Here is a 22,749-nt window from a genome sequence, read left to right as displayed (position 1 = left end):
CGCTCAGGCAATCGTGGTCTTGAGGGTGGCGCTGGCATTGACACTGATCTGACCACCCCAGTTGCACTGGCAGGTGCAGCAGTGGTCCAGCGCCGGCAGCTTGGCAATCCGTGTTCGCATCGCACCGGGTTGCCAGGGCGTGAGCGTGGCGGGCACGCAGGGCATCGGCGTCAACACGCCCATGGCGGCGGCCGTCGCCGCCGCGACCTGGGGGTTGGCCGGGCTGCGGCAGAGGCCGAAGGCAGGAATATTGACCATGGGTTGATGATCGAGAATGTTCGCCGCCAGCCGACCTTCGACCTTGACCCGCCCCAGCGGCAGGACACCCAGGGGAGCCGGTGCGGCGCCAAACGAACAGGAAAGCAAGGCGCCCATTACAACTTGCTGATTCATGCGTGCTCCAGACAGACATCCGTGGAAAGCCCGCGCAGTGTCAGTGAAGGGTGCCCCGCGGGGTATCGGATAACTCCTAAATCAGCCGACGTGGCCCGGTGCGGGTCGCTGAAAGCGCGCAGGTTCGAAGCGCCATCCCGCTGCCGTCGCACCCTTGTGCCCCAACCAGCAGGCCCGTCCCAGGCCCTGCCGTGCGCCCAGTTGCAGGCCTGGTCGCTGCCCTGCCTCCAGACACACATCGAGATCCCATTGAAAGGTCGGTCCGACATAACATTCGACCAGTTGGCACAAGGGTTCGAAGTAACGTCCGCCGGGCAGCAGGTGCTGGTAGTCCGCCCAGGACAAAGGCCCCAGGTGCAGGCAGAAACTGTGCTGGATATTCCACAGCCGGCGCCCCAGCAACGCGGCCCCGCCCAGCCGCGCCGACTCGCGCCGCCGACCCAGCTGCAAGCGTTCATCGGATGCCAGGACAGTCCGATGCCGGCCCAGGCTGCTGAGCGCCACCGGCAGGCGCAGCAGATCCCGGACCAGGGCCAGCAAACCGGCGGCACTGCGGCGCTGATCGATAAACTGCGGCGCGTAGTAGCGCGTGGCGTTGGGCAAGGCGCGGGGCTGGCCCGGAGAGAACGCCGACACATAGTCGGCGAAACGGTCGTCGGCCGGACGATCGGCCCAGACCACCGGCCGCACCCGCGCCCAGCTTCGATAAAGCAGGCTCAGCAGACGGTGGTGAAACACATCGAGAAAGTGCGCCAGGGTACTGTCGCCATGGTTGATCTGGCGCGACAGCACATCCTCGCTGAAATGCAGGGGCATCGGCCCGTTCGCCCCCGTCAGGCCGAAGAAGTTCACCGCCAGTTGCGCGGCACGGCCCTCACGCAGGCGCAGTTGAGCGATCATCGCCGGCTCGAACGCCAGCGAGACGTGCTGCGCCAGACGCAACGGATCGTCGCCCAGGCGCTGCGCCGTCCCCCAGCGCGGCGCATCAGGGTAAGTGCGCTCGAGCAAACGCATCGCGGCAAAAAAATCGTAGCGCCAGGGCTGTTCGACCAACTCGGGCGGTGGCGCTACCAGATCATGCATTGACCCGCCCTCGCCTGCCAGGTCTTGATATGGCCTCGGCCCACACTGTGCAACTCGGTCTGCATAAAGGCATTGAGCGCGGCATAACGCACAAAAAAACGCTCCAGCGCGGCGCCGAACAGATAGGTCCCGGTGCCTTCGCAGGCGGCGTCATCAAGGACCAGGATCAGGTTCAGCCCGCGACCGAACGCCACCGGCCCGGCCCCGGGCAAACGCCGGGTGACGACCTGCGCGCGCAACGAGACGATACCTTGCAGCAACTTGTGCCCGCTGCTGTCGCCCTCGGGCAGGTAATGCGCCAGCAACTCGCGCAAGGCCCGGGCCCCGGCCGCCCCGTCGTGGTGAGCCAGGGGCAGGTAGTTGCGCGACAACTGCCGCACCACCTGCCATTGCCGGTCGCCCTGGGACGGCGCGGGGAGCGGTCGCGAAGGCCCGGCCACACAACGGATCGCCAATACCGGGGCGCCCACGTCGAGGACGAAATCGGTGTTGCCCGACCCCAGGGGCAGGCGCAACGGCAGATCGCGGTTGGAACACAGCACGTCCACCGCCAGGCGCTGCAACTCGGCGTCCGCCTCCAGCGCCACGACCAGACTGGCGTCACAGCCGCGATAACGTCGCTGCCCGTCGACAAAGCGCTGTGGAACGCGGCTGGGGGTGCGCTGCATCTGGTAGAACCCCGCCAGGCGACGCTCGTCTCCATCCTGCCGTTGCGGGGCATACAACGGCAGGATGACCTGGCGTTCCTTGGAGCCGGCGGCATAGCCATGGACCGCCAGGACCTCCTGGATCTCGTAGGCGAGTGGCCGGGCCTTGTCGACCACCAAGGGCAAGTCATGCCGATAAGGATCGACGACGATTCGCTCGACCCGCTTGTTGAACAGATTGATCACCGGTACGCAGAACAACCCGAAGTGGCTGGCATTGAGCAGCGCCGACAAGGGTTGTGACAGGGGCGCGAACACCACCACCAGCTCCACGCTGCGCGCCGGACACTCGCGCAACGCCGGCCCCAGGCCACCCAGGCTGACAAAGCGCTCGCCCTCGGCGAAGGCGAGAAAGGTCTTGAGTTGCGCGCACACCGCGTCACTGTTCAACGACCGTGCATACTGGCTGGAGGCCGGGTGCGCAGGCGGTTGCCGGATATGCTCGGGGTCGATTCGCGGGCTCCATCCGCCCTCGCCTTCGCCGCAACGTACGAACAGACCTTCGGCACGTGTCAACAGGGCTTCCTGGACCGCCAGCGGCAGCGAACCATCGCCGCGCAGGAACAGCGTCAGCTCCTGCAGTGCCAATTGATCGAAGGACACCCCGGCGGTGGTTCGCAGACGCAGGCGCAAGGCACCACCTTCCTGCTTGACGACGCTGGCGGGCAAGCCCTTGAGCAGTCCCGCGCTGGGCAGGTACTCGGCCGAGTCCAGGACCAGGGGCCAGAGCGTCACCGGGCGCAGGCTGCGAAACTCGCAGCGCGGGTCTTGCCCGCCCGCCTCACCCACGGAGCGCACCACGCTATCGGCCGGCAAGGTGAACCCCGAGGCCAGCGAGCCCTCCTGCAAGTCCGGGGAAAGCTGCAGTACCGCCATGGACGGCACCGGCAGCAACTGCTGCGGCTGCACCAGTTCCAGCAGGCTCTCGGTGAAACGCGGAAACTCGGCTTCCATTTGCAGTTGCACCCGGGCAGTGAGAAAACTCAGCCCCTCCAGCAAACGCTCCACCGACGGATCGGTCACCTCATCGGGACGCAGCCCCAGGGTGGCGGCGATCTTGGGGTAGTCCTCGGCGAACTCGGCACCGGCTTCACGCAGGAAACTCAATTCACGCTCGTAGTGCCGCAGCAGCCGCTCATCCATGGGTGGACGGTCGACCATAGGGCCGGACCCGCACCTCACCACTTTCGGTGTTCCAGGCCGACTCCAGGCGAAAGGCGTGCAACGCATCGAGGCCGCGGATCTCGCCCTCGATCAGAAAATTCAGGCTGGCACTGCAGGACGTCACCGGCAGCAGTTGCACCGCGACGCTGTAACGCAGGATGCGCGGTTCGAAATCCAGGACGATTTCACGGATGCGGCTCTCGAGCTTCTGCGTATCGATGCTCGACAGCACCACGCCCGCCAGGTTGCCCAGGCCATAGTTGAGCACTGAACGGGTGACATGGGGCTGGCTGCCCAACGGGCAGATCGCCCCGAGTCCGGTGGCATTGAACAGCAGCGTCAGATCTCGGCACAGCTGTTCCAGCTCTTGCTGCGCACCGCCCCCCGCCCGGCGCCGGGTCATCTCATCGCCAGGATTGGCGGGACGCAGCAGACGTTCGAGCAGCGGTGTCATGGAAGTGCTCATGAAAATCCTCCCAAAAAAACCCGGGCACCGCCAGATTCCGCAACGTGGTACGGAATCCGGCGGCACTTGATTAGTCCTCGGTGGTATGGCTCAGCATGTTGTAAGTCTTGTCAGTAGGCGCGCCAGCTTTGCCTTCAACGAAGTGCGTGTACTTGTATCGAATCTTGGTGAAGCTGATCTGGAAGGTCTCGGTCGGACGGCTATCTCCATTACCGCTGACGCTGTAGCTACTGATTATCGGCGCATCCAGCGTGAGCTCGATGTAGGGTTCGTTCTTGCCCGTCGAACTGCCACTGGTCTGGATGACGCGCAAGGTCGCCTGGTCCAGGGACTTGCCAGTGACCGACTCGATAAACAGGTTGGGCGAGGCGATATCGGTGGTCTTGGTCAAGGTGAGCTCGGTGACATTCCCGACGCTTGGCTCGCGATTATTGCCGACGGAGATGGAGCGAAAACCACCGAACCCCCAGGTGTCGATGACGATCCAGTCCTTGTGATCCTTCTCCTGGCAGTTCCCCTTAATCTCGGTTTTGAATTTCAATACAATCATGCGGACTCCAACATCTGTTTATTTGAATGGTTAAGTACCTTTCCCGGGACCAGGCCCCGGTCGGGCATGAACCCCTCAGCCTTTGACCGAGGGCAGTCGGGAGACCAGTCGCAGGGATACGCTCAGGCCTTCCAATTGATAGTGGGGACGCAGGAAGAACTTGGCCTGGTAAAAGCCCGGGCTGCCCTCCACTTCCTGCACCACCACTTCGGCACCCGCCAGCGGCTTGCGCGCCTTGTCGGCGTCGCTGGCGGTCGCCGGGTTATGCTCGACGTACTTGACAATCCAATTGTTGAGCCAGATCTCCATGTCTTCGCGCTCACTGAAGGAGCCGATCTTGTCGCGCACGATGCACTTGAGGTAATGGGCAAAACGGCAGGTGGCGAACAGATACGGCAACCGCGCCGCCAACTGTGCATTGGCGGTGGCGTCGGGGTCGTCGTATTCCTGGGGAGCGTGCAAGGACTGCGCGCCGATAAACGCCGCCAGCGAGCTGTTCTTGCAATGCACCAGGGGCATGAAGCCGTTCTTGGCCAACTCCACTTCGCGCCGGTCACTGATGGCGACCTCGGTCGGACAGGTCATGTCGACGCCGCCGTCCTCGGTCGGATAGGTATGCACCGGCAGCCCGCTGATGGCGCCGCCGGACTCGATGCCGCGAATCCGCGAGCACCAGCCGTACTCCTTGAAGGAGCGGTTGATATTGATGCCCATGGCATAGGCCGCATTGGCCCACAGGTAGTTCTGCGCCTGGCCTTCGGTGACCTCCTCGAAGGCGAACTCCTCCACTGGCGCGGTACGTGCGCCGTAGGGAATACGCCCGAGAAAACGCGGCATGGTCAGGCCGATATAGCGCGAATCCTCGGAGCGCCGCAGATTGCGCCAGGCGGCATGCTCGGGAGTGAGGAACAGCTTGCTCAGGTCGCGGGGGTTGGCGACCTCGCACCAGGAGTCCATCAACATCACCGCCGGCGACGCCGCGCTGATCAGGGGCGCATGGGCCGCGGCGGCAATCTTGGCCAGTGACGCCAACAGCTCCACATCCGGTGGGCTGTTATCGAAATAGAAATCGGCGATCAGCACACCGAAGGGCTCACCGCCCAGTTGGCCGTACTCATGCTCGTAGATTTTCTTGAACAGCGGGCTCTGGTCCCAGGCCGCGCCCTTGAATTTCTTCAGCTCGCGGGCGACTTCGTCCTTGGCGACGTTGAGGAAACGGATCTTGAGTTTCTCGTCGGTCTCGGTATTGCTCACCAGGTAGTCGAGGCCGCGCCAGGCTGATTCGACGGCCTGGAAATCCGGGTGATGGAGGATATCGTTGACTTGCGCGGACAACTTGGCGTCGATTTCACCGATCAGGGCCTGGATGGTGCCGAGGGTGTCGTGGGCAATCAGGTGGGTCGTGCGCAGCGCCTGTTGGGCCAGGGTCTGTACCGCATTTTCAATGGCTTCGCGCACCGGCTCGCCGCGGGGCTTGAACTCGCGTTGCAGCAGGTCGTTGAATTCACTGGGCGAGAGCTCGGCCGTCGGGTCGATGCCGGACTGATTCTGAGATGTGGCGGACACGGATATTTACCTGTTTCAGGGAGCGATCATCGAAGGCATCAGTCTTCGGACTCGGTGGCCGCCGGCTTGGCGTGGGCCAGCAGCGACTGCATCAGGGCCGGGTTTTCCAGCAACTTGGCCATCAGTTGCTCGGCGCCACTCTTGCCGTCCATATAGGTCAGCAGGTTGGCCAGTTGATTGCGCGCCTCCAGCAGTTCACGCAGCGGCTCGACATTGCGGGCCACGGCGCCGGGCGAGAAGTCGTCCATGCTCTTGAAGGCCAGCGACACCGCCATCTGCCCTTCCCCCGTCAGTTGGTTGGGCACACTGATGCGCACCTGGGGTTCGATGGCGGCCATGCGCTCATCAAAATTGTCGATATCAATTTCCAGGAACTTGCGCTCGGCCACCGGCGGCAGGTCGTCCCGGTTGGCCCCCGAGAGATCGGCGAACACGCCGTTGACAAAGGGGATCTCGATGGTCTTTTCGGCGCCGTACAACTCGACGTCATATTCGATCTGGACCCGTGGCGCACGGTTGCGCCCAATGAATTTCTGGCTGTTGTTACTGGACATACAGATAAACCTGAGCAGGGAGGGAAAGGTTAGTCATCGGTGATACCGCCCAGCGCATGCAGGTCGGCAAGGCTGCCCGGCACCAGTTCGGCGATCGCTTCGAGAAAACTCATGCTGGCGAGCCGACGCGTCCTGGCCGCCAGCAAGGGCACCGGGCTCGAAGGTTCGTGGTGGGCGTAGTAGGCGCAAATGGCATCCAGGGCGCGGACTACGTCCTCACGGGACTGGCAGACACCGCTCCAGGCAGCTGGAGCGCGACTTGTCACATCGGTGGCCAGGGCCGGGGGCAAGTCATCGCCTAGCGGCGGCAAGACGACATCGCAACGCTCTTCGGCGATGCGGCACCACTTGTCCAGGGCCCGCCCGAGGCCGTCCAGCGGCGAAATACCGGGGGCCGCGATTTTTTCCTCGAGACAAGCACCGATCCGCGCGATCAGTTCGACCAGAGCCCTCAACAAGCTCAGGTTCTCGATCAGCTCAGCACGGGCCTTGGACTCGATCAGCGCGCCCAGACGCGCCAGTCCTTGTGTCCGAACCTCCTCCTCGGCGGACTCGGCGATGCAGGCCAGATCGGTCAGACGCAGCGGTTCAAGGCCCATGGCATTGCCCAGTTGCTGACGCTTGAGCACCTGGACCACACTGGTGGGCACCGCCAGCTCGGCAAGGGTATTGAGGCGCATCAGCGGATCGTGATCGTCTTCGGCCAGGAGCTGCGGGTGAACATCCTCCCAGCGCTCACGCAGCAGACTGTCGATCAGCCGCAAGCCATCGACAAAGCCGGGCAGCCCGTGCAATTCCAGCAAGGCCCGCGCCAGGCAAACCGCCACCCGCAGGTCGAGAGCATCCTCCAGCAGCGTCAGGCACAGCGAGCGTACCCGTTGCCAGTCCACCGGCGTTGCGGGGTACACATGATCGCCGTATTGAACTTCGTTGCCGCCGTCTATTTCTTGTAACAGTTGAATAAAGTCCGCGCGGTATTCCAAGTTCGGACCGCAGGGCCTGTCAGGCAGGGTATTAATATAAGGAATCAGTTCTTTTATCGACATATTCCAGCCCCATGAAAATGCCCTTCAGGCACGCCAAACCAAAGTGAAAGACTTTAAACCTCAGCGCCCTGCGCACACGGCAAGCCAGGCGCTGCGTGGATTCACTCTAGTCAAAGGGGGGGGCCGAAAACATAGGAATCGTCCTAGATCGGATAACCACGAAGTGCCGTTGCAAAGGAAATAAATAACGAAAGTTTGCAACTTTCAAAGGAAGAGCAAAGAAGGAACTTTCATGACACTTTTTTAAACATTCGCAGCGTATTTAAAACGTGTCACAAGAGAATCGAAGGGGACGACTTCAAGTCAGCGCAAGAAGCCCAGGCAGTGGCGGGCAAAAAACAGGCAAAAAAAAGCCCCGGCAAGCCGGGGCATTTTCTTTGCTTCAAGGAGTTCAAGGGCCTTGAAGCGGTGTATGGCGCAGCGGACGGGACTCGAACCCGCGACCCCCGGCGTGACAGGCCGGTATTCTAACCGACTGAACTACCGCTGCGTATCGCTCGGACTTGCGTCCGTTTGAAATCTTGAAACCCGTGATCAAAAAGCTTCGGTGCCTTTCAATCGCAGACCGCACAAGGCGACCTGTACAAATATGGCGCAGCGGACGGGACTCGAACCCGCGACCCCCGGCGTGACAGGCCGGTATTCTAACCGACTGAACTACCGCTGCGCGTCGGTTGGAAGTTCCTTGCGGAACATCCGATTCTCTTGCGAGAAGCTCAACGAGTGGTGGGTGATGACGGGATCGAACCGCCGACCCTCTGCTTGTAAGGCAGATGCTCTCCCAGCTGAGCTAATCACCCTTTGCTTCGTTGAGGCCGCGAAATTTACGCAGGTAGCGGACCTAAGTCAATAGCCTGCTTGAAGTTTTTCAGAAAAAGACAGATTCGTGTCACAGGCAAGACCATCAAGCCCTGCTCTCTGTAGGAGCGAGCTTGCTCGCGATGGTAGCCGGAACACTACGGGCTAGCAGACTTCCCGCGTTATCGTTGACGTCCATCGCGAGCAAGCTCGCTCCTACCGGTAGATCATCTTGCGGCTCATGCCACCGTCAACCACGAATTCCTGGCCGGTGACAAACCCCGCATGCCTCGACAGCAACCAGGCCACCAACGCCGCCACATCCTCGACCGTCCCTACCCTTCCCGCCGGATGTTGGGCATGGTCGGCGTCGCTCAACGGCTCGGCCCGACGTACCGAGGGATCGCGGGCATCGATCCAGCCCGGACTGACCGCATTGACCCGGATCTCCGGCCCGAGGCTGATCGCCAGGGCGTGGGTCAGGGCCAATAGACCGCCCTTGCTCGCCGCATAGGCCTCGCTGTCGGGTTCCGACTGCGCCGCACGGGTAGAGGCCAGGTTGACGATCGCGCCGCAGTGGGCACGCAGATAAGGCGCGCAGTGCTTGGCCAGCAGCATCGGCCCGCCGAGATTGACCGCCAGCACGCGATTCCAGTGCGCCAGGTCGAGGCTTTCGAGGGTGATGTTGTGGGGATCGGCAATCGCCGCGTTGCACACCAGGGCATCGATCCGGCCGAAACGGCCCAATACCTCGGCAACGCCCTGGGCCACCTGGGCTTCATCGGCCACATCCATGCCGATGAAACAGGCATTCTCGCCCAGGATCCGGGCCACCTTGGCGCCACGGCGACGATCGAGGTCGGTGAGCACCACCTGCCAGCCTTCGCTGATCAACCACGCCGCGATCCCCAGGCCGATACCACGGGCCGCGCCCGTCACCAGGGCGACACGGCCGTTATTGGCAACGGCCGTGTCCAGGGACCACTCGATCACAAGGCCGCCAACCCGCGAGCCAGGTCGGCTTGCAGGTCGGCCACGTCTTCGAGGCCGACGGCGACACGGATCAGGCTGTCGCGAATCCCCGCGGCCTCACGCTCCTGCGGCGCCAGACGGCCGTGGGAAGTGGTGCTCGGGTGGGTGATGGTGGTCTTGCTGTCACCCAGGTTGGCGGTGATCGAGATCAGTCGGGTGGCGTCGATAAAGCGCCAGGCGCCCTCTTTGCCGCCCTTGACCTCGAAGCTCACCACCGCACCGAAACCGCGTTGCTGACGCTGGGCCAGTTCGTGCTGCGGGTGGCTCTTGAGACCGGCGTAATGGACCTTCTCGATGCCGTCCTGCTGCTCCAGCCACTCGGCCAGGGCCTGGGCATTGGCACAGTGGGCGCGCATGCGCAGGTTCAGGGTTTCCAGGCCCTTGAGGAAGATCCAGGCGTTGAACGGGCTGAGGGTCGGCCCGGCGGTGCGCAGGAAACCGACGACTTCCTTCATCTGCTCGCCACGCCCGGCAACCACGCCGCCCATGCAACGACCCTGGCCGTCGATGAACTTGGTCGCCGAATGCACGACGATGTCCGCGCCCAGCTTCAAAGGCTGTTGCAGGGCCGGCGTGCAGAAACAGTTGTCCACTACCAGCATCGCACTCTTGGCATGGGCGATTTCAGCCAACGCGGCGATATCCACCAGTTCGGCCAGCGGATTGGACGGCGATTCGACGAACAGCAGCTTGGTATTCGGCCGGATCGCCGCGTCCCAGCCCGACAGGTCGGCCAACGGTACGTAGTCGACTTCAACGCCGAAGCGCTTGAAGTACTTCTCGAACAGACTGATGGTGGAGCCGAACACACTGCGCGAGACCAGCACATGGTCGCCGGCACTGCACAGGCTCATGACCACGGCCATGATCGCGGCCATGCCGGTGGCGGTCGCAACCGCCTGCTCGGCCCCTTCCAGGGCGGCGATGCGCTCTTCGAAGGAACGCACGGTGGGGTTGGTGTAGCGCGAGTAGACGTTACCCGGCACTTCCCCGGCGAAACGCGCCGCCGCATCGGCGGCGGTGCGGAACACGTAGCTGGAGGTGAAGAACATCGGGTCGCCGTGCTCGCCTTCCGGCGTGCGGTGCTGACCGGCACGGACGGCCAGGGTGTCGAAGGCTACGCCCTCGAGATCGCTGTCCAACCGACCGGCATCCCATTCCTGACTCATGCTGCCACTCCTTGTTCGATTCTCTTGAAGATTAAAACCGGTTTTAAGGGTGGACACGACCCCTGTAGGAGCAGGGCTTGCCCGCGAAGGGGCCCTTGAGACCGCCAGAAGCTTCGCGGGCAAGCCCGGCTCCTACAGGGTTGCGGTGTTTTCAGGACCGCGACCACACCCCAGAGCCGGTTTTTACTCAGTTGTTGTACAGGTCGATGATCGCGCTGACCGCCTGGGTCTTGACCTTGGACGCATCGTTACGCGCCTGCTCGATCTTGGCCAGGTAGTGCTCGTCGATGTCGCCGGTGACGTACTTGCCGTCGAACACCGCGCAATCGAAGTTCTCGATCTTGATCTTGCCACCACCGACGGCCTCGATCAGGTCCGGCAGGTCCTGGTAGATCAGCCAGTCGGCGCCGATCAGGTCGGCCACGTCCTGGGTCGTGCGGTTGTGGGCGATCAGCTCATGGGCACTCGGCATGTCGATACCGTAGACGTTCGGGTAGCGCACCGCCGGGGCCGCCGAGCAGAAGTAGACGTTTTTCGCGCCGGCTTCGCGGGCCATCTGGATGATCTGCTTGCACGTGGTGCCGCGCACGATGGAGTCGTCCACCAGCATGACGTTCTTGCCACGGAATTCCAGCTCGATGGCGTTGAGCTTCTGCCGCACGGACTTCTTGCGGGCCGCCTGGCCCGGCATGATGAAGGTCCGGCCGATATAGCGGTTCTTCACAAAGCCTTCGCGGAACTTCACGCCCAGGTGGTTCGCCAGCTCCAGGGCCGAGGTACGGCTGGTGTCCGGGATCGGGATGACCACGTCGATATCGTGCTGCGGACGCTCGCGCAGGATCTTCTCCGCCAGCTTCTCGCCCATGCGCAGACGCGCCTTGTATACCGACACGCCGTCGATGATCGAATCCGGACGCGCCAGGTAGACGTGTTCGAAGATGCACGGGGTCAACGACGGGTTGGTCGCGCATTGACGGGTGTGCAGCTTGCCGTCTTCGGTGATGTACACCGCTTCGCCCGGTGCCAGGTCGCGGATCAGGGTGAAACCGAGCACGTCCAGGGACACGCTCTCCGAGGCGATCATGTACTCGACGCCTTCGTCGGTGTGACGCTGGCCGAACACGATCGGACGGATGCCATGGGGGTCGCGGAAACCGACGATACCGTAGCCAGTCACCATCGCCACCACCGCGTAACCACCGACGCAGCGGTTGTGCACGTCGGTCACCGCGGCGAACACGTCTTCTTCGGTCGGTTGCAGCTTGCCGCGCTGGGCCAGCTCGTGGGCGAACACGTTGAGCAACACTTCCGAGTCGGAGTTGGTGTTGACGTGGCGCAGATCCGACTCGTAGATTTCCTTGGCCAACTGTTCGACGTTGGTCAGGTTACCGTTGTGGGCCAGGGTGATGCCGTACGGCGAGTTGACATAGAACGGCTGGGCCTCAGCCGAAGTCGAACTGCCGGCGGTCGGGTAACGCACATGGCCGATGCCCATGTGTCCGACCAGGCGCTGCATGTGCCGCTGATGGAATACATCGCGGACCAGGCCGTTGTCCTTGCGCAGGAATAACCGGCCGTCATGGCTGGTCACGATACCGGCAGCGTCCTGGCCGCGGTGCTGGAGCACGGTTAGCGCGTCATACAGCGCCTGATTGACGTTCGACTTACCGACGATACCGACGATGCCACACATGCGACGCAACCCCTACTTAATGAATCTGAACTGAACAGCTCTTACTGAGGCGTTTTGGCCGGCAAGAGATGTTCCTTGAACGGAAGGTCAGCGGGTACGCTGATTCCGCTGGCTAACCACCGACTGCTCCACCCCAGGATGAGGTTCTTGGACCAGTCGGCGACCAATAGAAATTTTGGCACGAGCTGGGAGCCCTGCCACCACGAATCCTGTTGGACCGGCCCCAGGCTCAGCAGCCCGACGGCCACCACCACCAGCAGCCCGCCACGCGCGGCACCGAAGGCCATGCCGAGGAAGCGGTCGGTCCCGGACAGGCCGGTGACGCGAACCAGTTCGCCGATAAGATAGTTGACCATGGCGCCCACCAGCAGGGTGGCGACGAACATGATTGCACAGCCCGCGATCACGCGTGCCGAAGGTGTCTGGATATAGTCGGTCAGGTACACGGACAACGAGCCACCGAACATCCAGGCGACCGCGCCGGCAATGATCCAGGTGAGCAGGGACAGGGCTTCCTTGACGAAACCACGGCTCAAGCTGATCAACGCAGAAACGACGATTACCGCAATAATCGCCCAGTCAACCCAGGTAAATGGCACAGTGCAGCCTACAGACGGATAAGGCGGCGCATTTTAGCAGAGCGCCGCCCCACTGGTAAGGCGATTGTCAGAGCATTTCGATACAAAGCCGCGGGCTTACCCGCGTTCCGGTTGGAAACGCACGACAAAGCCCTTCAGATTCTGCTGACGACCCAGCAGGTCACGCAGGCGATCGGCCTCGGCACGCTCGATCAGCGGACCGACAAAGACCCGGTTCTTGCCATCGGAAGAACGGATATAGGCGTTGTAACCCTGGCTGCGCAGGGTCTTCTGCAGGCTTTCGGCACTGTCACGGCTGGACAGGCTGGCCAACTGCACCGACCAGCTGATCGGCAGGCCGTTGGGGTCTACGCGATTTTGCGTGGTATCGAGCTTGGCCGGCGCCACTGCAACCACCTGGGCCGGTGTTTGCGCCGGGGCCGGAGCCGGTTTGGTGGCGGGCGCAGGGGCTACGGGCTTGGCCGCCGCGACCGGAGCCACTGGCTTGGGTGCCGGTGCCGGTGCCGGTGCCGGTGCGAGAGGCACCGGCGTTTCCTCGACTTCCTCATCAGCCGGGACCGAATCCGGGGGCAATGCCTGGGGTTCGGGAACCGGCACCGGCTCGACCTTGACCTGGGGCAGCGCCGAGGCCTGGGGCGCGGTCGGCGCCTCGACCCGAACCTGACGCTGCTCGTCCTGGCGGGAAAACAGCATCGGCAGGAAGATCACCGCCAAGGCCACCAGCACCAGGGCACCGACCATCCGTTGCTTGTACGCTTTATCCAGCATTGCCATTGGCAGCCTCCTCCGTGGCGCGCCGGGCCAGCCACTCCAGCGCCTCGGCAACACAAAAAAACGATCCGAACAACAGAATTTCGTCATCGGCCGTGGCTTGGGCGCATTGCCCTTCCAGTGCAGCGGCGACACTCTCGTAGACGCTCACCGACGCACCACGGGCCGCCAAGGCGGTTTGCAGGTCAGCGGCCGGGCGACTGCGCGGCGTCTGCAGGGGCGTTACCGCCCAGTGCTGTATATGACGCTCAAGCGGGGCAACCACCCCATCGAGGTCCTTGTCCGACAAGAGCCCGAATACCGCCAAACGCCGCCCCTTCAAGGGACTGTGCGCCAGGCGCTCGGCCAGGTATTCGGCGGCATGGGGATTGTGCCCGACATCCAGCATCAGGCTGAGGGACTTGCCCTGCCAGGTCAGCTTACGCCGATCCAGCCGGCCGACAATACGGGTATCCAGCAGCGCCTGGGCAATCCGCTCGGGTTGCCATGGCAGATCCATCAACAGGTAAGCCTGCAGGGCCAGGGCGGCGTTCTCCATCGGCAGGCCAAGCAGCGGCAGATCGCGCAACTCGACCACCCGGCCCTCGCGGTCGACGCCACGCCACTGCCAGTTTGCATCGGTGAGGCCAAGATCGAAGTCCCGGCCACGCAGGAAGAACGGGCTACCCAACTCACGGACCTTGTCCAGCAGCGGCTGCGGCGGATTCAGGTCACCACACAGCGCCGGTGCGCCCGGGCGGAAGATCCCGGCCTTTTCGAACGCCACCGATTCGCGGGTGTTGCCCAGGTATTCGGCATGATCGACACCAATGCTGGTCACCAGCGCCAGGTCGGCATCCACCACATTGACCGTATCCAGGCGCCCGCCAAGACCGACTTCCAGGACCACGACATCCAGGGCCGCACGCTCGAACAGCCAGAGCGCGGCCAGGGTGCCCATCTCGAAATAGGTCAGGGAAGTCTCGCCCCGCCCGGCATCGAGGGCGGCGAAGGCTTCGCACAACTGCGCGTCCGTCGCCTCGACCCCGTTGATCTGCACGCGCTCGTTGTAGCGCAGCAGATGTGGCGAGCTATAGACGCCGACCTTGAGCCCCTGCGCTTGCAGCAACGAGGCAACAAAGGCGCAGGTCGAACCCTTGCCATTGGTGCCGGTCACGGTGACTACCCGAGGCGCCGGCCTGCCCAGCCCCATGCGGTTCGCTACCTCTTGCGAGCGCTCCAGCCCCATGTCGATGGCCGATGGGTGCAATTGCTCCAGGTAGGCGAGCCACTCGCCCAGGGTACGTTCGGTCATAGGCTTGCAGGCACCGGTGGGACAATGACAGGTTCAACAGGCAAGGCGATGTATTCGGGTGTCGGCAGGCCCATCATCTGCGCCAGCAGGTTACCCAGGCGCGGACGCAGTTCCTGGCGGGCGATGATCATGTCGATCGCACCGTGCTCCAGCAGGAATTCGCTACGCTGGAAACCTTCCGGCAGCTTCTCGCGAACGGTCTGCTCGATCACCCGTGGGCCAGCGAAGCCGATCAGCGCCTTGGGTTCGCCGACGATCACGTCGCCGAGCATGGCCAGGCTGGCGGAAACACCGCCGTAGACCGGGTCGGTCAGCACCGAGATAAACGGCAGGCCTTCTTCACGCAAGCGCGCCAGTACGGCCGAAGTCTTGGCCATCTGCATCAGGGAAATCAGTGCTTCCTGCATGCGCGCACCGCCGGAAGCGGCGAAACAGATCATCGGGCAACGGTTTTCCAGGGCGTAGTTGGCGGCACGTACGAAACGCTCGCCGACGATGGCGCCCATGGAGCCACCCATGAACGAGAATTCGAAGGCGGAAACCACCACCGGCATGCCCAGCAGGGTGCCGCTCATGGACACCAGGGCATCTTTTTCGCCGGTCTGCTTCTGGGCCGCGGTCAGGCGGTCCTTGTACTTCTTGCCGTCACGGAATTTCAGACGGTCCACCGGCTCCAGGTCGGCACCCAGCTCAACACGGCCTTCGGCGTCGAGGAAGATATCGATGCGTGCACGGGCGCCAATGCGCATGTGGTGGTTGCACTTGGGGCAGACGTCCAGGGTCTTTTCCAGTTCCGGACGGTAGAGCACCGCATCGCACGATGGGCACTTGTGCCACAGACCTTCAGGCACCGAGCTTTTCTTCACCTCGGAACGCATGATCGAAGGGATCAGTTTGTCTACTAACCAGTTGCTCATGCTGTCTTTCTCCAATTCGTTTTCGGCCCGTCGAACAACCGGGCCCGCCTGTTTTCTGCGGCGGTATGCATGGACGGCGGCAGGCTGCCAGCCGTCACATTGGCGCTCGGCAACCGCGTACGGCGCGTATGAACGCTTCGATCTTTGTACGATCCTTGATGCCCTTGCCCTGCTCCACCCCGCCGCTGACATCCACGGCATAGGGTTTGACCCGGGCGATGGCCTCGGCCACGTTGTCGACGGTCAGGCCGCCGGCGAGGATAATCGGCTTGCTCAGGCCCGTTGGTATCAGGGACCAGTCGAACGCCGCGCCGGTTCCCCCGGGAACACCTTCGACATAGGTATCGAGGAGAATCCCGCTGGCACTCGGGTAAGCGTCACAGGCCGCGGCGATGTCGTCACCGGCCTTGACCCGCAAGGCCTTGATATAGGGACGGTGATAACCTTCGCACTGCTCGCGGGTTTCATCGCCATGGAACTGCAACAGGTCCAGCGGCACCGCGTCGAGGATTTCCCCCAGCTCGCAACGGCTGGCATTGACGAACAGGCCGACGGTGGTCACGAACGGCGGCAAGGCGGCGATAATCGCCCGCGCCTGCTGGAACGTCACTGCCCGCGGGCTTTTGGCGTAGAACACAAAACCAATGGCATCGGCCCCGGCATCGACGGCGGCCAACGCATCTTCAATGCGGGTAATTCCGCAAATTTTGCTGCGAACGGCGGACATGTCGTAAAACCCCGAGTGCTTTTCCGAGAAAGTCCCGGATGGTAACAAATGCTTTTCCGGGCGTCAGCCGTCAAGTTCCGAGAAGCCGGTGAGAAAGTGCGGCCCGATGTAACGCTGCGGCAGGGCAAACTCGTCGCGATACTCTACCTGCACCAGGTAAAGGCCGAACGGATGGGCGGTAACGCCGCCGGTACGCCTGACCCGGCTTTCCAGGACTTCCCGGGCCCACTCCACCGGCCGCTCGCCGGCACCGATGGTCATCAGCACCCCGGCGATATTGCGCACCATATGATGCAGGAAGGCCCCGGCGCGGATATCGATGACGATCATCTTGCCGTGGCGGGTGACCCGAAGGTGATGCACTTCCTTGATCGGCGACTTGGCCTGGCACTGGCCGGCCCGGAACGCGCTGAAATCATGGGTGCCGATCAGGTGACGGGCGGCCTCGGCCATGCGCTCGACATCCAGCGGACGATGATTCCAGGTGATCTCTTCGTTCAGGTGGGCCGGACGGATCTGATCGTTGTAGATCACGTAGCGATAACGCCGGGCGATGGCCTTGAAACGCGCATGGAAGTGCGCTGGCATCACCTGCGCCCAACTGACGCTGACGTCATGGGGCAGATTGATATTGGCACCCATGACCCAGGCCTTCAGCGAACGCTCGGCCTGGGTATCGAAATGCACCACCTGGCCACAGGCATGCACGCCGGCATCGGTGCGGCCGGCGCACATCAGCGAAACCGGCGAATCCGCCACTTTCGACAGCGCTTCTTCCAGGGTCTGCTGCACCGTCGGCACACCGGACGCCTGACGTTGCCAGCCGCGATAGCGCGAGCCCTTGTACTCGACGCCCAGGGCGATCCTGAAGACGCCGTCGGCCGCCACTTCGGCGGCCGGATTATCTATATTTGCCAAGAACTCACAGCCTGCTGGTTGACGCAAAGGCGGGCATTATAAGGCCAGCCGGCCGAGACGCCATGCACCAGGGACTTTTAGTTGGCCCTACAAATAAAAACGACAGCCCGAAGGCTGCCGTTTTTTTGTTGAAGCACCGATCAAGCCAGACGCTTGAGCATCTCCCGGGCTTCGGCCTTCTGCGCCTCGCTGCCCTCGTTCAGCACCTCGGCGAGGATATCCCGCGCCCCATCGCTGTCGTCCATGTCCATATAGGCCTGGGCCAGGTCGAGCTTGGTGGCCGCCTCGTCGGTGCCGGAGAGGAAGTCGAACGACTCGTCCTCGGGCAATTCGTCGGCCGCCAGGCTCGGTGTAGCCAGCGGCGGCTGCTCCAGGCTCTGGGACAGACGATCCAGCTCGGCGTTGACGTCATCCAGCTCGTCGGTGAACGCATTCGGGCCGGCGTGCGCCTCCAGTTCGTCCGCCAGCGACAGATCGAAATCCGCCGGCAGATCCAGATCATCCAGACCGCCGGCGCCCAGGGTCGGGACCTCGGCGTCGGAATCCTTCAGGTCTTCGGTCAGGCTCAGCAGGAAGTCCTCGTCCGCCGAAGTCGACAGCGGCGCTTCCCCACCCAGGTCCAGATCGAAATCCGCCAGGTCGTCGAGGGCCGGCTTGGCCGGGGCATGCTGTTCCATGAGCGACTCGAAACTCAAATCGTCGTCCAGCGCCGGCGTGGCGCCTGCCTGCTGCCCCAGAATCGACTCGAAACTCAGGTCGTCATCCAGTTGCAGGTCATCCAGATCCGCCTTGGCCGGTGCAACCACCGTTGGCGAGGCGGCTTCGAGATCATCCAGGCTCAGGTCAAAATCGCTGTCGAAGAGATCGTCCGCTGCCGCCACCGGTGCCGGCGCCGCAACAGGAGCTGGAGCTGGAGCTGGAGCGGGTACTGGCGCCGGCGGCTCATCGGCCAGCAGTTCCTTGACGTAATCCTCGCTCAGTTCAGCCGCCACCGCGGCCGCTCCGAGCCCGGCCACCGCGGCAACCGCGATCATCGACGGAAAACGGCTCTTGAGCTGCTCGACTTCGGCCTGGTGCTGACCGGCAGGCAACTGCCGTTCCTGGGCGATAAACGCATCACGATCGCCCTGCTGGCCGTAGACCTCCATCAGTTTCAGGCGCACATCGGTACGCTGTGGTTCGTATTTCACCGCTTCTTCGAGCAAGCCGGCCGCCTGGTTCAGGTGACCGCGCTGGATATGCAGGTTAGCCTGGTCCAGTACATCGGTAGGACGCTCAGCGGCCGGGACCGGGGCCGGAGCGGGTGCCAGCTTTACGCTGGGCGGAGGGACCTCCAGACCCTCGAAACTGCTTTCAGGCATATCCAGCTCTTCGGAAAAACCACCTTCCTCGTTCAGCGCCCGGGCCATGCGCAGGTGTTTTTCCGCTTCCTGCTTGGCCTTGCGACGACGCGCCAGGAACAGCAGGAGCAAGAGGAACACCAGCACCACGGAACCGGCCAGCAGTCCCATCAGGATCGGACTGGCCAGCAGGTCATCGAGCTTGCGCTCCTGGGGCACGGCGGCGCCAGGCTGGATCGGCGGTACAACCGCTGCAGGCTTGGTCACTTCCGCCGCCGGAGCGATCGGCGCGGGCGCCGCTTCCGGCTTGGCCGCCAACTGGGCGGACATGGCGTTGGCCGGTTGCCCGGCAGTGGGTGCCGCAGGCGTGGTTGTCGCACCATCGGCCTGCAACTTGGCCAACTGATCGTTCTTCAACTGAATCAGGCGCTGCAACTTGTCCAGCTGGCTTTGCAGGTCTTCCATCCGGCTCTTCAGCTCGGCATTGTCGCGACGGGTGGTGTCCAGGCTTTCCTGGGTCACCGCCAGTTTGTTGTTCAGGGCCTTGCTATCGCTGGCGGCACCTTTGCCGTGCTTCTTGCCGGACTCGGCGGAGATCAGGCTCAGGTTGTCCTTGGCAGCAGCCTTGGTCGGCGCGCCCTCGGTCCCTTTGTGCCGGGTGGCATCGATCTGTTGCTTGCCGGCATGGGGCGAGCGCCGTCCCGCACGCCAGGCGGCATTCTGTGCCGCCACTTCAGCGATAGCCTTGGGTTGTGCCAAGGCGCGGCTTTCCACGCGATCAGGCAGACGCAGCACCTGGCCGGTCTTCAGGCGGTTGATATTGCCGTCGAGGAAAGCCCCCGGATTCAACGCCTGGATCGCCAGCATGGTCTGCTGCACGGAAGCGCCATTGCTCTCCTTCAGGGCGATATCCCACAAGGTGTCCTTGGGGCCGGTGGTGTATTGCTTGGCCTTGGTCGGCGCGGTAACCGGCGCCACAGGCGCGGCGGCTGCCGTCGGAGCACTCGCAGCAGCAGCTGGTTTGGCGGCGTCAGCGGGCGGGGTGTATTTCGACGGATCGAGCAACACGCTGTAGTCGCGCATCAAGCGGCCATTGGGCCACTGCACCTGTACCAGGAAGCGCACATAGGCTTCGGACAACGGTTTGCTCGAGGTAACCCGAACCACGCTGCGGCCGTTGGGGTTGATCACCGGCGTGAACGTCAGGTCGTTGAGGAAATCCTGGCGACTGACCCCGGCATCGGCGAAGGCCTGGGGCGAGGCCAGACTCGGCACGATATCCGAGGCGCTGAGACCACTGACATCCTGCAGTTCGATTTCTGCCAGCAATGGCTGGTTCAGAGTTGACTTGAGGGTCACTTCCCCCAGCCCAAGCGCGTGTGCCATACCGGAAGACAGCGCCGAAGCGGCCGCTATTGCTAACACCAGTTTGCGAACTTGAACCATAGCCTCTTCCTTTGTTTGTGCATTCCTCGGCTAGCGAGAAGGTGGTGTCGCCCGCCTTGCGGCAGCGTGCGCGCCCTTGAAAACATCGCCGCAGCGCGCGGTTTCAGCCGACGCCCTTGCAAATGCCCGAGGACAGGTTCACCTCCAGCAACCAGCCTGAGCATAGCGTCAGGCTAGAGTCATTCTGCAAATTGCCGCCAAGTATCTTTTACAGCAGGTCTTTTATCAACAGCTCTGCCAGTTGCACAGCGTTCAATGCCGCGCCTTTGCGTACATTATCGGCTGTCAGCCACAGGTTCAGCTCACACGGCTCGTCCACACCGCGACGTACCCGCCCGACATAAACCACATCCTGACCCACCGCGTCACCCACCGCCGTCGGGTAGTCGCCGGCTTCCACCAGCTCGATTCCCGCCGCTGCTTCCAGCGTAGCGTTCACCGCGGCCAGATCAACCTCGCCGGCGGTTTGCAGAGAGACACTATAGCTATCGCCGAAAAACACCGGGGCTTGAATGCAAGTCACTGAAATTTTTAACAAAGGTGCCGCGAGCAGTTCGCGAAGTTCGCTGACCAGGCGTTTTTCCAGGGAGACATGCCCCTGGGCATCCGGCTTGCCGACCTGGGCCAGCAGGTTGAACGCCATCTGCCGATCGAAAAAGCGCGGTTCCAGCGGACGGACATTCAACAACTCCGCCGTTTGTCGGGCCAGTTCGGTCACCGCCTCGCGGCCCTGGCTCGATACCGCCAGGCAGGCGGTCAGCGTGACCCGCTGGATATCCAGGCCCTTGAGCGGCGCCAGCACCACCGCCAACGCCGTGGCGGCCGCGCTCGGGCTGCCGACCTGCACCGGCTTGCCCAGGGTCGCCAGCACCTCGGGATTGGCCTCCGGCACGACCTGGGGCGCGGGCAAGGCGCCGGACAGGTCGATCACCGTACAACCCGCTGCCGTCGCACGCGGGGCAAAGCTGGCGGTCACCGCGGGGCCGGCGGCGAAAAACACCAGCTGGACTTTACCGAAGTCGAATTCGTCGACTTCGCGCACCCGCACGTTCTTGCCGCGGAAAGGCACCGAATGCCCCGCCGACTCGCTGCTGGCCAGCAGGTGCAGGTTGGCCACCGGGAAATCGCGCTCTTCGAGGATCTGCACCAGGGTCTCGCCGACGGTGCCGGTGGCGCCGATCACGGCAATATCAAAGGACTGGCTCATGGGATGACCTCAGGTGAAACGGGGGGAGCGGCACTTTACCCGTGACCAGGCGGTCAGGCAATTGCATGCAGGCCTTGCAGAGATGCAGGGTATAAAAAAACCCGCGAATCTGACGAGACGCGGGTTTTTCAACGTTTCAGCGGATCAACGTTCCAGCAGGATACGCAGCATGCGCCGCAGCGGTTCGGCCGCGCCCCAGAGCAACTGGTCGCCCACGGTGAAGGCACCGAGGAACTGCGACCCCATGTTCAGCTTGCGCAGACGGCCCACCGGGATATTCAGCGTGCCGGTGACCTTGGTCGGACTCAGTTCCTGCATGCTGATTTCACGCTGGTTCGGCACCAGCTTGACCCAGGGGTTGTGCTGGCTGATCAGCCCTTCGATGTCGGCGATCGGCACGTCCTTGTTCAGCTTGATGGTCAGCGCCTGGCTGTGGCAACGCATGGCGCCGATGCGCACGCAGATACCGTCCACCGGGATCGGGCTCTTGAAGCGACCGAGGATCTTGTTGGTCTCGGCCTGGGCCTTCCATTCTTCACGGCTCTGGCCGTTCGGCAGTTCCTTGTCGATCCATGGGATCAGGCTGCCGGCCAGGGGCACACCGAAGTTTTCGGTCGGGTAGGCGTCACTGCGCATGGCTTCGGCGACACGACGGTCGATGTCGAGGATGGCACTGGCAGGGTCGGCCAGTTGATCGGCGACAGCGGCGTGGGTCGCGCCCATCTGCTTGATCAGCTCACGCATGTTCTGCGCGCCGGCACCCGAGGCCGCCTGGTAGGTCATGGCACTCATCCATTCCACCAGGCCGGCCTCGAACAGGCCACCCAGGCCCATCAGCATCAGGCTGACGGTGCAGTTGCCGCCGATGTAGTTCTTGGTACCGGCATCCAGCTGCTGGTCGATGACCTTGCGGTTGACCGGGTCGAGGATGATCACTGCGTCATCCTGCATGCGCAGGCTGGAAGCCGCATCGATCCAGTAACCCTGCCAGCCGGCTTCGCGCAGCTTGGGGAAAACCTCGCTGGTGTAGTCGCCGCCCTGGCAGGTCAGGATCACGTCGAGGGTCTTGAGCTCTTCAATGCTGTAGGCATCCTTCAGCGGAGCAATGTCCTTGCCCACGGACGGGCCTTGGCCACCGACATTGGAAGTGGTGAAAAACACCGGCTCAATCAGGTCGAAATCCTGCTCTTCCAGCATCCGCTGCATGAGCACGGAACCGACCATACCGCGCCAACCGATCAGACCTACACGTTTCATCGCAACTACACCTTTTACAAAAGTGGGTCACCGCCTCCAGGGATGGAAGAGG

20 protein-coding genes and 3 tRNA genes are annotated in these 22,749 nt (G+C 63.1%); all 23 read right to left on the bottom strand.

The genetic code is table 11. The features are described 5' to 3' along the window. Positions 1-3 precede the first annotated feature (3 nt). The 23 genes from M5B42_RS02325 to asd all read right to left on the bottom strand — a co-directional run bounded on the left by M5B42_RS02325 (position 4) and on the right by asd (position 22,697). Entirely contained in the window at positions 4-393 is a 390-nt protein-coding gene (locus M5B42_RS02325) for a DUF4280 domain-containing protein (protein ID WP_103495067.1), read from the bottom strand. Between the two features lie 81 nt (positions 394-474). Further along, complete coding sequence (gene tssG / locus M5B42_RS02320) at positions 475-1,476, bottom strand: type VI secretion system baseplate subunit TssG (protein WP_152737402.1); 1,002 nt, start codon at positions 1,474-1,476, stop codon at positions 475-477. Further along, complete coding sequence (gene tssF / locus M5B42_RS02315) at positions 1,461-3,344, bottom strand: type VI secretion system baseplate subunit TssF (RefSeq protein WP_248744912.1); 1,884 nt, start codon at positions 3,342-3,344, stop codon at positions 1,461-1,463. Before tssF ends, tssG begins: the two co-directional genes overlap by 16 nt. Beyond that, the gene (locus M5B42_RS02310) at positions 3,319-3,813 is read right to left on the bottom strand and encodes a GPW/gp25 family protein (RefSeq protein ID WP_248744911.1); all 495 of its coding nucleotides are present in this window, start codon (positions 3,811-3,813) and stop codon (positions 3,319-3,321) included. Before M5B42_RS02310 ends, tssF begins: the two co-directional genes overlap by 26 nt. 70 nt (positions 3,814-3,883) lie before the next feature. After that, positions 3,884-4,363 (bottom strand): type VI secretion system tube protein Hcp, encoded by a 480-nt coding sequence (locus M5B42_RS02305; protein ID WP_248744910.1) that lies wholly within the window; start codon positions 4,361-4,363, stop codon positions 3,884-3,886. A gap of 75 nt (positions 4,364-4,438) precedes the next feature. Beyond that, complete coding sequence (tssC, locus tag M5B42_RS02300; protein WP_349292762.1) at positions 4,439-5,929, bottom strand: type VI secretion system contractile sheath large subunit; 1,491 nt, start codon at positions 5,927-5,929, stop codon at positions 4,439-4,441. Positions 5,930-5,967: 38 nt separating this feature from the next. Further along, positions 5,968-6,483, bottom strand: coding sequence for a type VI secretion system contractile sheath small subunit (tssB, locus tag M5B42_RS02295; protein WP_103495071.1), 516 nt, complete (start codon positions 6,481-6,483; stop codon positions 5,968-5,970). A 29-nt stretch (positions 6,484-6,512) separates the two neighbouring features. Next, complete coding sequence (gene tssA, locus M5B42_RS02290; RefSeq protein WP_248744909.1) at positions 6,513-7,529, bottom strand: type VI secretion system protein TssA; 1,017 nt, start codon at positions 7,527-7,529, stop codon at positions 6,513-6,515. A 413-nt stretch (positions 7,530-7,942) separates the two neighbouring features. Beyond that, positions 7,943-8,019 (bottom strand) — tRNA-Asp (locus M5B42_RS02285). A gap of 100 nt (positions 8,020-8,119) precedes the next feature. Further along, positions 8,120-8,196: transfer RNA gene (locus tag M5B42_RS02280), tRNA-Asp, on the bottom strand. Positions 8,197-8,253: 57 nt separating this feature from the next. Next, a tRNA-Val gene (locus M5B42_RS02275) sits at positions 8,254-8,329 on the bottom strand. Positions 8,330-8,543: 214 nt separating this feature from the next. After that, positions 8,544-9,320, bottom strand: coding sequence for an SDR family oxidoreductase (locus tag M5B42_RS02270; protein WP_248744908.1), 777 nt, complete (start codon positions 9,318-9,320; stop codon positions 8,544-8,546). Further along, complete coding sequence (locus M5B42_RS02265) at positions 9,317-10,528, bottom strand: O-succinylhomoserine sulfhydrylase (RefSeq protein WP_248744907.1); 1,212 nt, start codon at positions 10,526-10,528, stop codon at positions 9,317-9,319. Before M5B42_RS02265 ends, M5B42_RS02270 begins: the two co-directional genes overlap by 4 nt. Positions 10,529-10,715: 187 nt before the next feature. Further along, complete coding sequence (gene purF / locus M5B42_RS02260) at positions 10,716-12,221, bottom strand: amidophosphoribosyltransferase (RefSeq protein WP_100942976.1); 1,506 nt, start codon at positions 12,219-12,221, stop codon at positions 10,716-10,718. 41 nt (positions 12,222-12,262) lie between these two features. Then, entirely contained in the window at positions 12,263-12,820 is a 558-nt protein-coding gene (locus M5B42_RS02255; protein ID WP_103497609.1) for a CvpA family protein, read from the bottom strand. A gap of 96 nt (positions 12,821-12,916) precedes the next feature. Next, a complete protein-coding gene (locus M5B42_RS02250; RefSeq protein ID WP_248744906.1) occupies positions 12,917-13,594 on the bottom strand; it encodes an SPOR domain-containing protein in 678 nt (225 codons plus the stop codon). Beyond that, complete coding sequence (gene folC, locus M5B42_RS02245; RefSeq protein WP_248744905.1) at positions 13,578-14,885, bottom strand: bifunctional tetrahydrofolate synthase/dihydrofolate synthase; 1,308 nt, start codon at positions 14,883-14,885, stop codon at positions 13,578-13,580. Before folC ends, M5B42_RS02250 begins: the two co-directional genes overlap by 17 nt. Next, on the bottom strand, positions 14,882-15,802 hold the full coding sequence (accD, locus tag M5B42_RS02240) for an acetyl-CoA carboxylase, carboxyltransferase subunit beta (RefSeq protein WP_100942980.1): 921 nt from the start codon (positions 15,800-15,802) through the stop codon (positions 14,882-14,884). The genes folC and accD overlap by 4 nt, the downstream gene beginning before the upstream one ends. Before the next feature lie 94 nt (positions 15,803-15,896). Further along, the gene (locus M5B42_RS02235; RefSeq protein ID WP_103497612.1) at positions 15,897-16,529 is read right to left on the bottom strand and encodes a phosphoribosylanthranilate isomerase; all 633 of its coding nucleotides are present in this window, start codon (positions 16,527-16,529) and stop codon (positions 15,897-15,899) included. Between the two features lie 63 nt (positions 16,530-16,592). After that, positions 16,593-17,417, bottom strand: coding sequence for a tRNA pseudouridine(38-40) synthase TruA (gene truA, locus M5B42_RS02230; protein ID WP_177102600.1), 825 nt, complete (start codon positions 17,415-17,417; stop codon positions 16,593-16,595). A 170-nt stretch (positions 17,418-17,587) separates the two neighbouring features. Beyond that, entirely contained in the window at positions 17,588-20,233 is a 2,646-nt protein-coding gene (locus M5B42_RS02225; RefSeq protein ID WP_248744904.1) for a FimV/HubP family polar landmark protein, read from the bottom strand. A 208-nt stretch (positions 20,234-20,441) separates the two neighbouring features. Continuing rightward, positions 20,442-21,440 carry an aspartate-semialdehyde dehydrogenase gene (locus tag M5B42_RS02220; protein WP_248744903.1) on the bottom strand — a complete coding sequence of 333 codons (999 nt, stop codon included), beginning with the start codon at positions 21,438-21,440 and terminating at the stop codon, positions 20,442-20,444. A gap of 144 nt (positions 21,441-21,584) precedes the next feature. Then, positions 21,585-22,697: an aspartate-semialdehyde dehydrogenase gene (asd, locus tag M5B42_RS02215; protein ID WP_017129390.1), complete on the bottom strand. Its 1,113-nt coding sequence runs from the start codon at positions 22,695-22,697 to the stop codon at positions 21,585-21,587. Positions 22,698-22,749 lie beyond the last annotated feature (52 nt).

The sequence above is a fragment of the Pseudomonas sp. MWU12-2037 genome (assembly GCF_023242345.1).
GTDB lineage: Bacteria > Pseudomonadota > Gammaproteobacteria > Pseudomonadales > Pseudomonadaceae > Aquipseudomonas > Aquipseudomonas gingeri_D.
The sequence above is the reverse complement of the archived record's forward strand: the minus strand, read 5'-3'. Positions and strand labels throughout refer to the sequence as shown.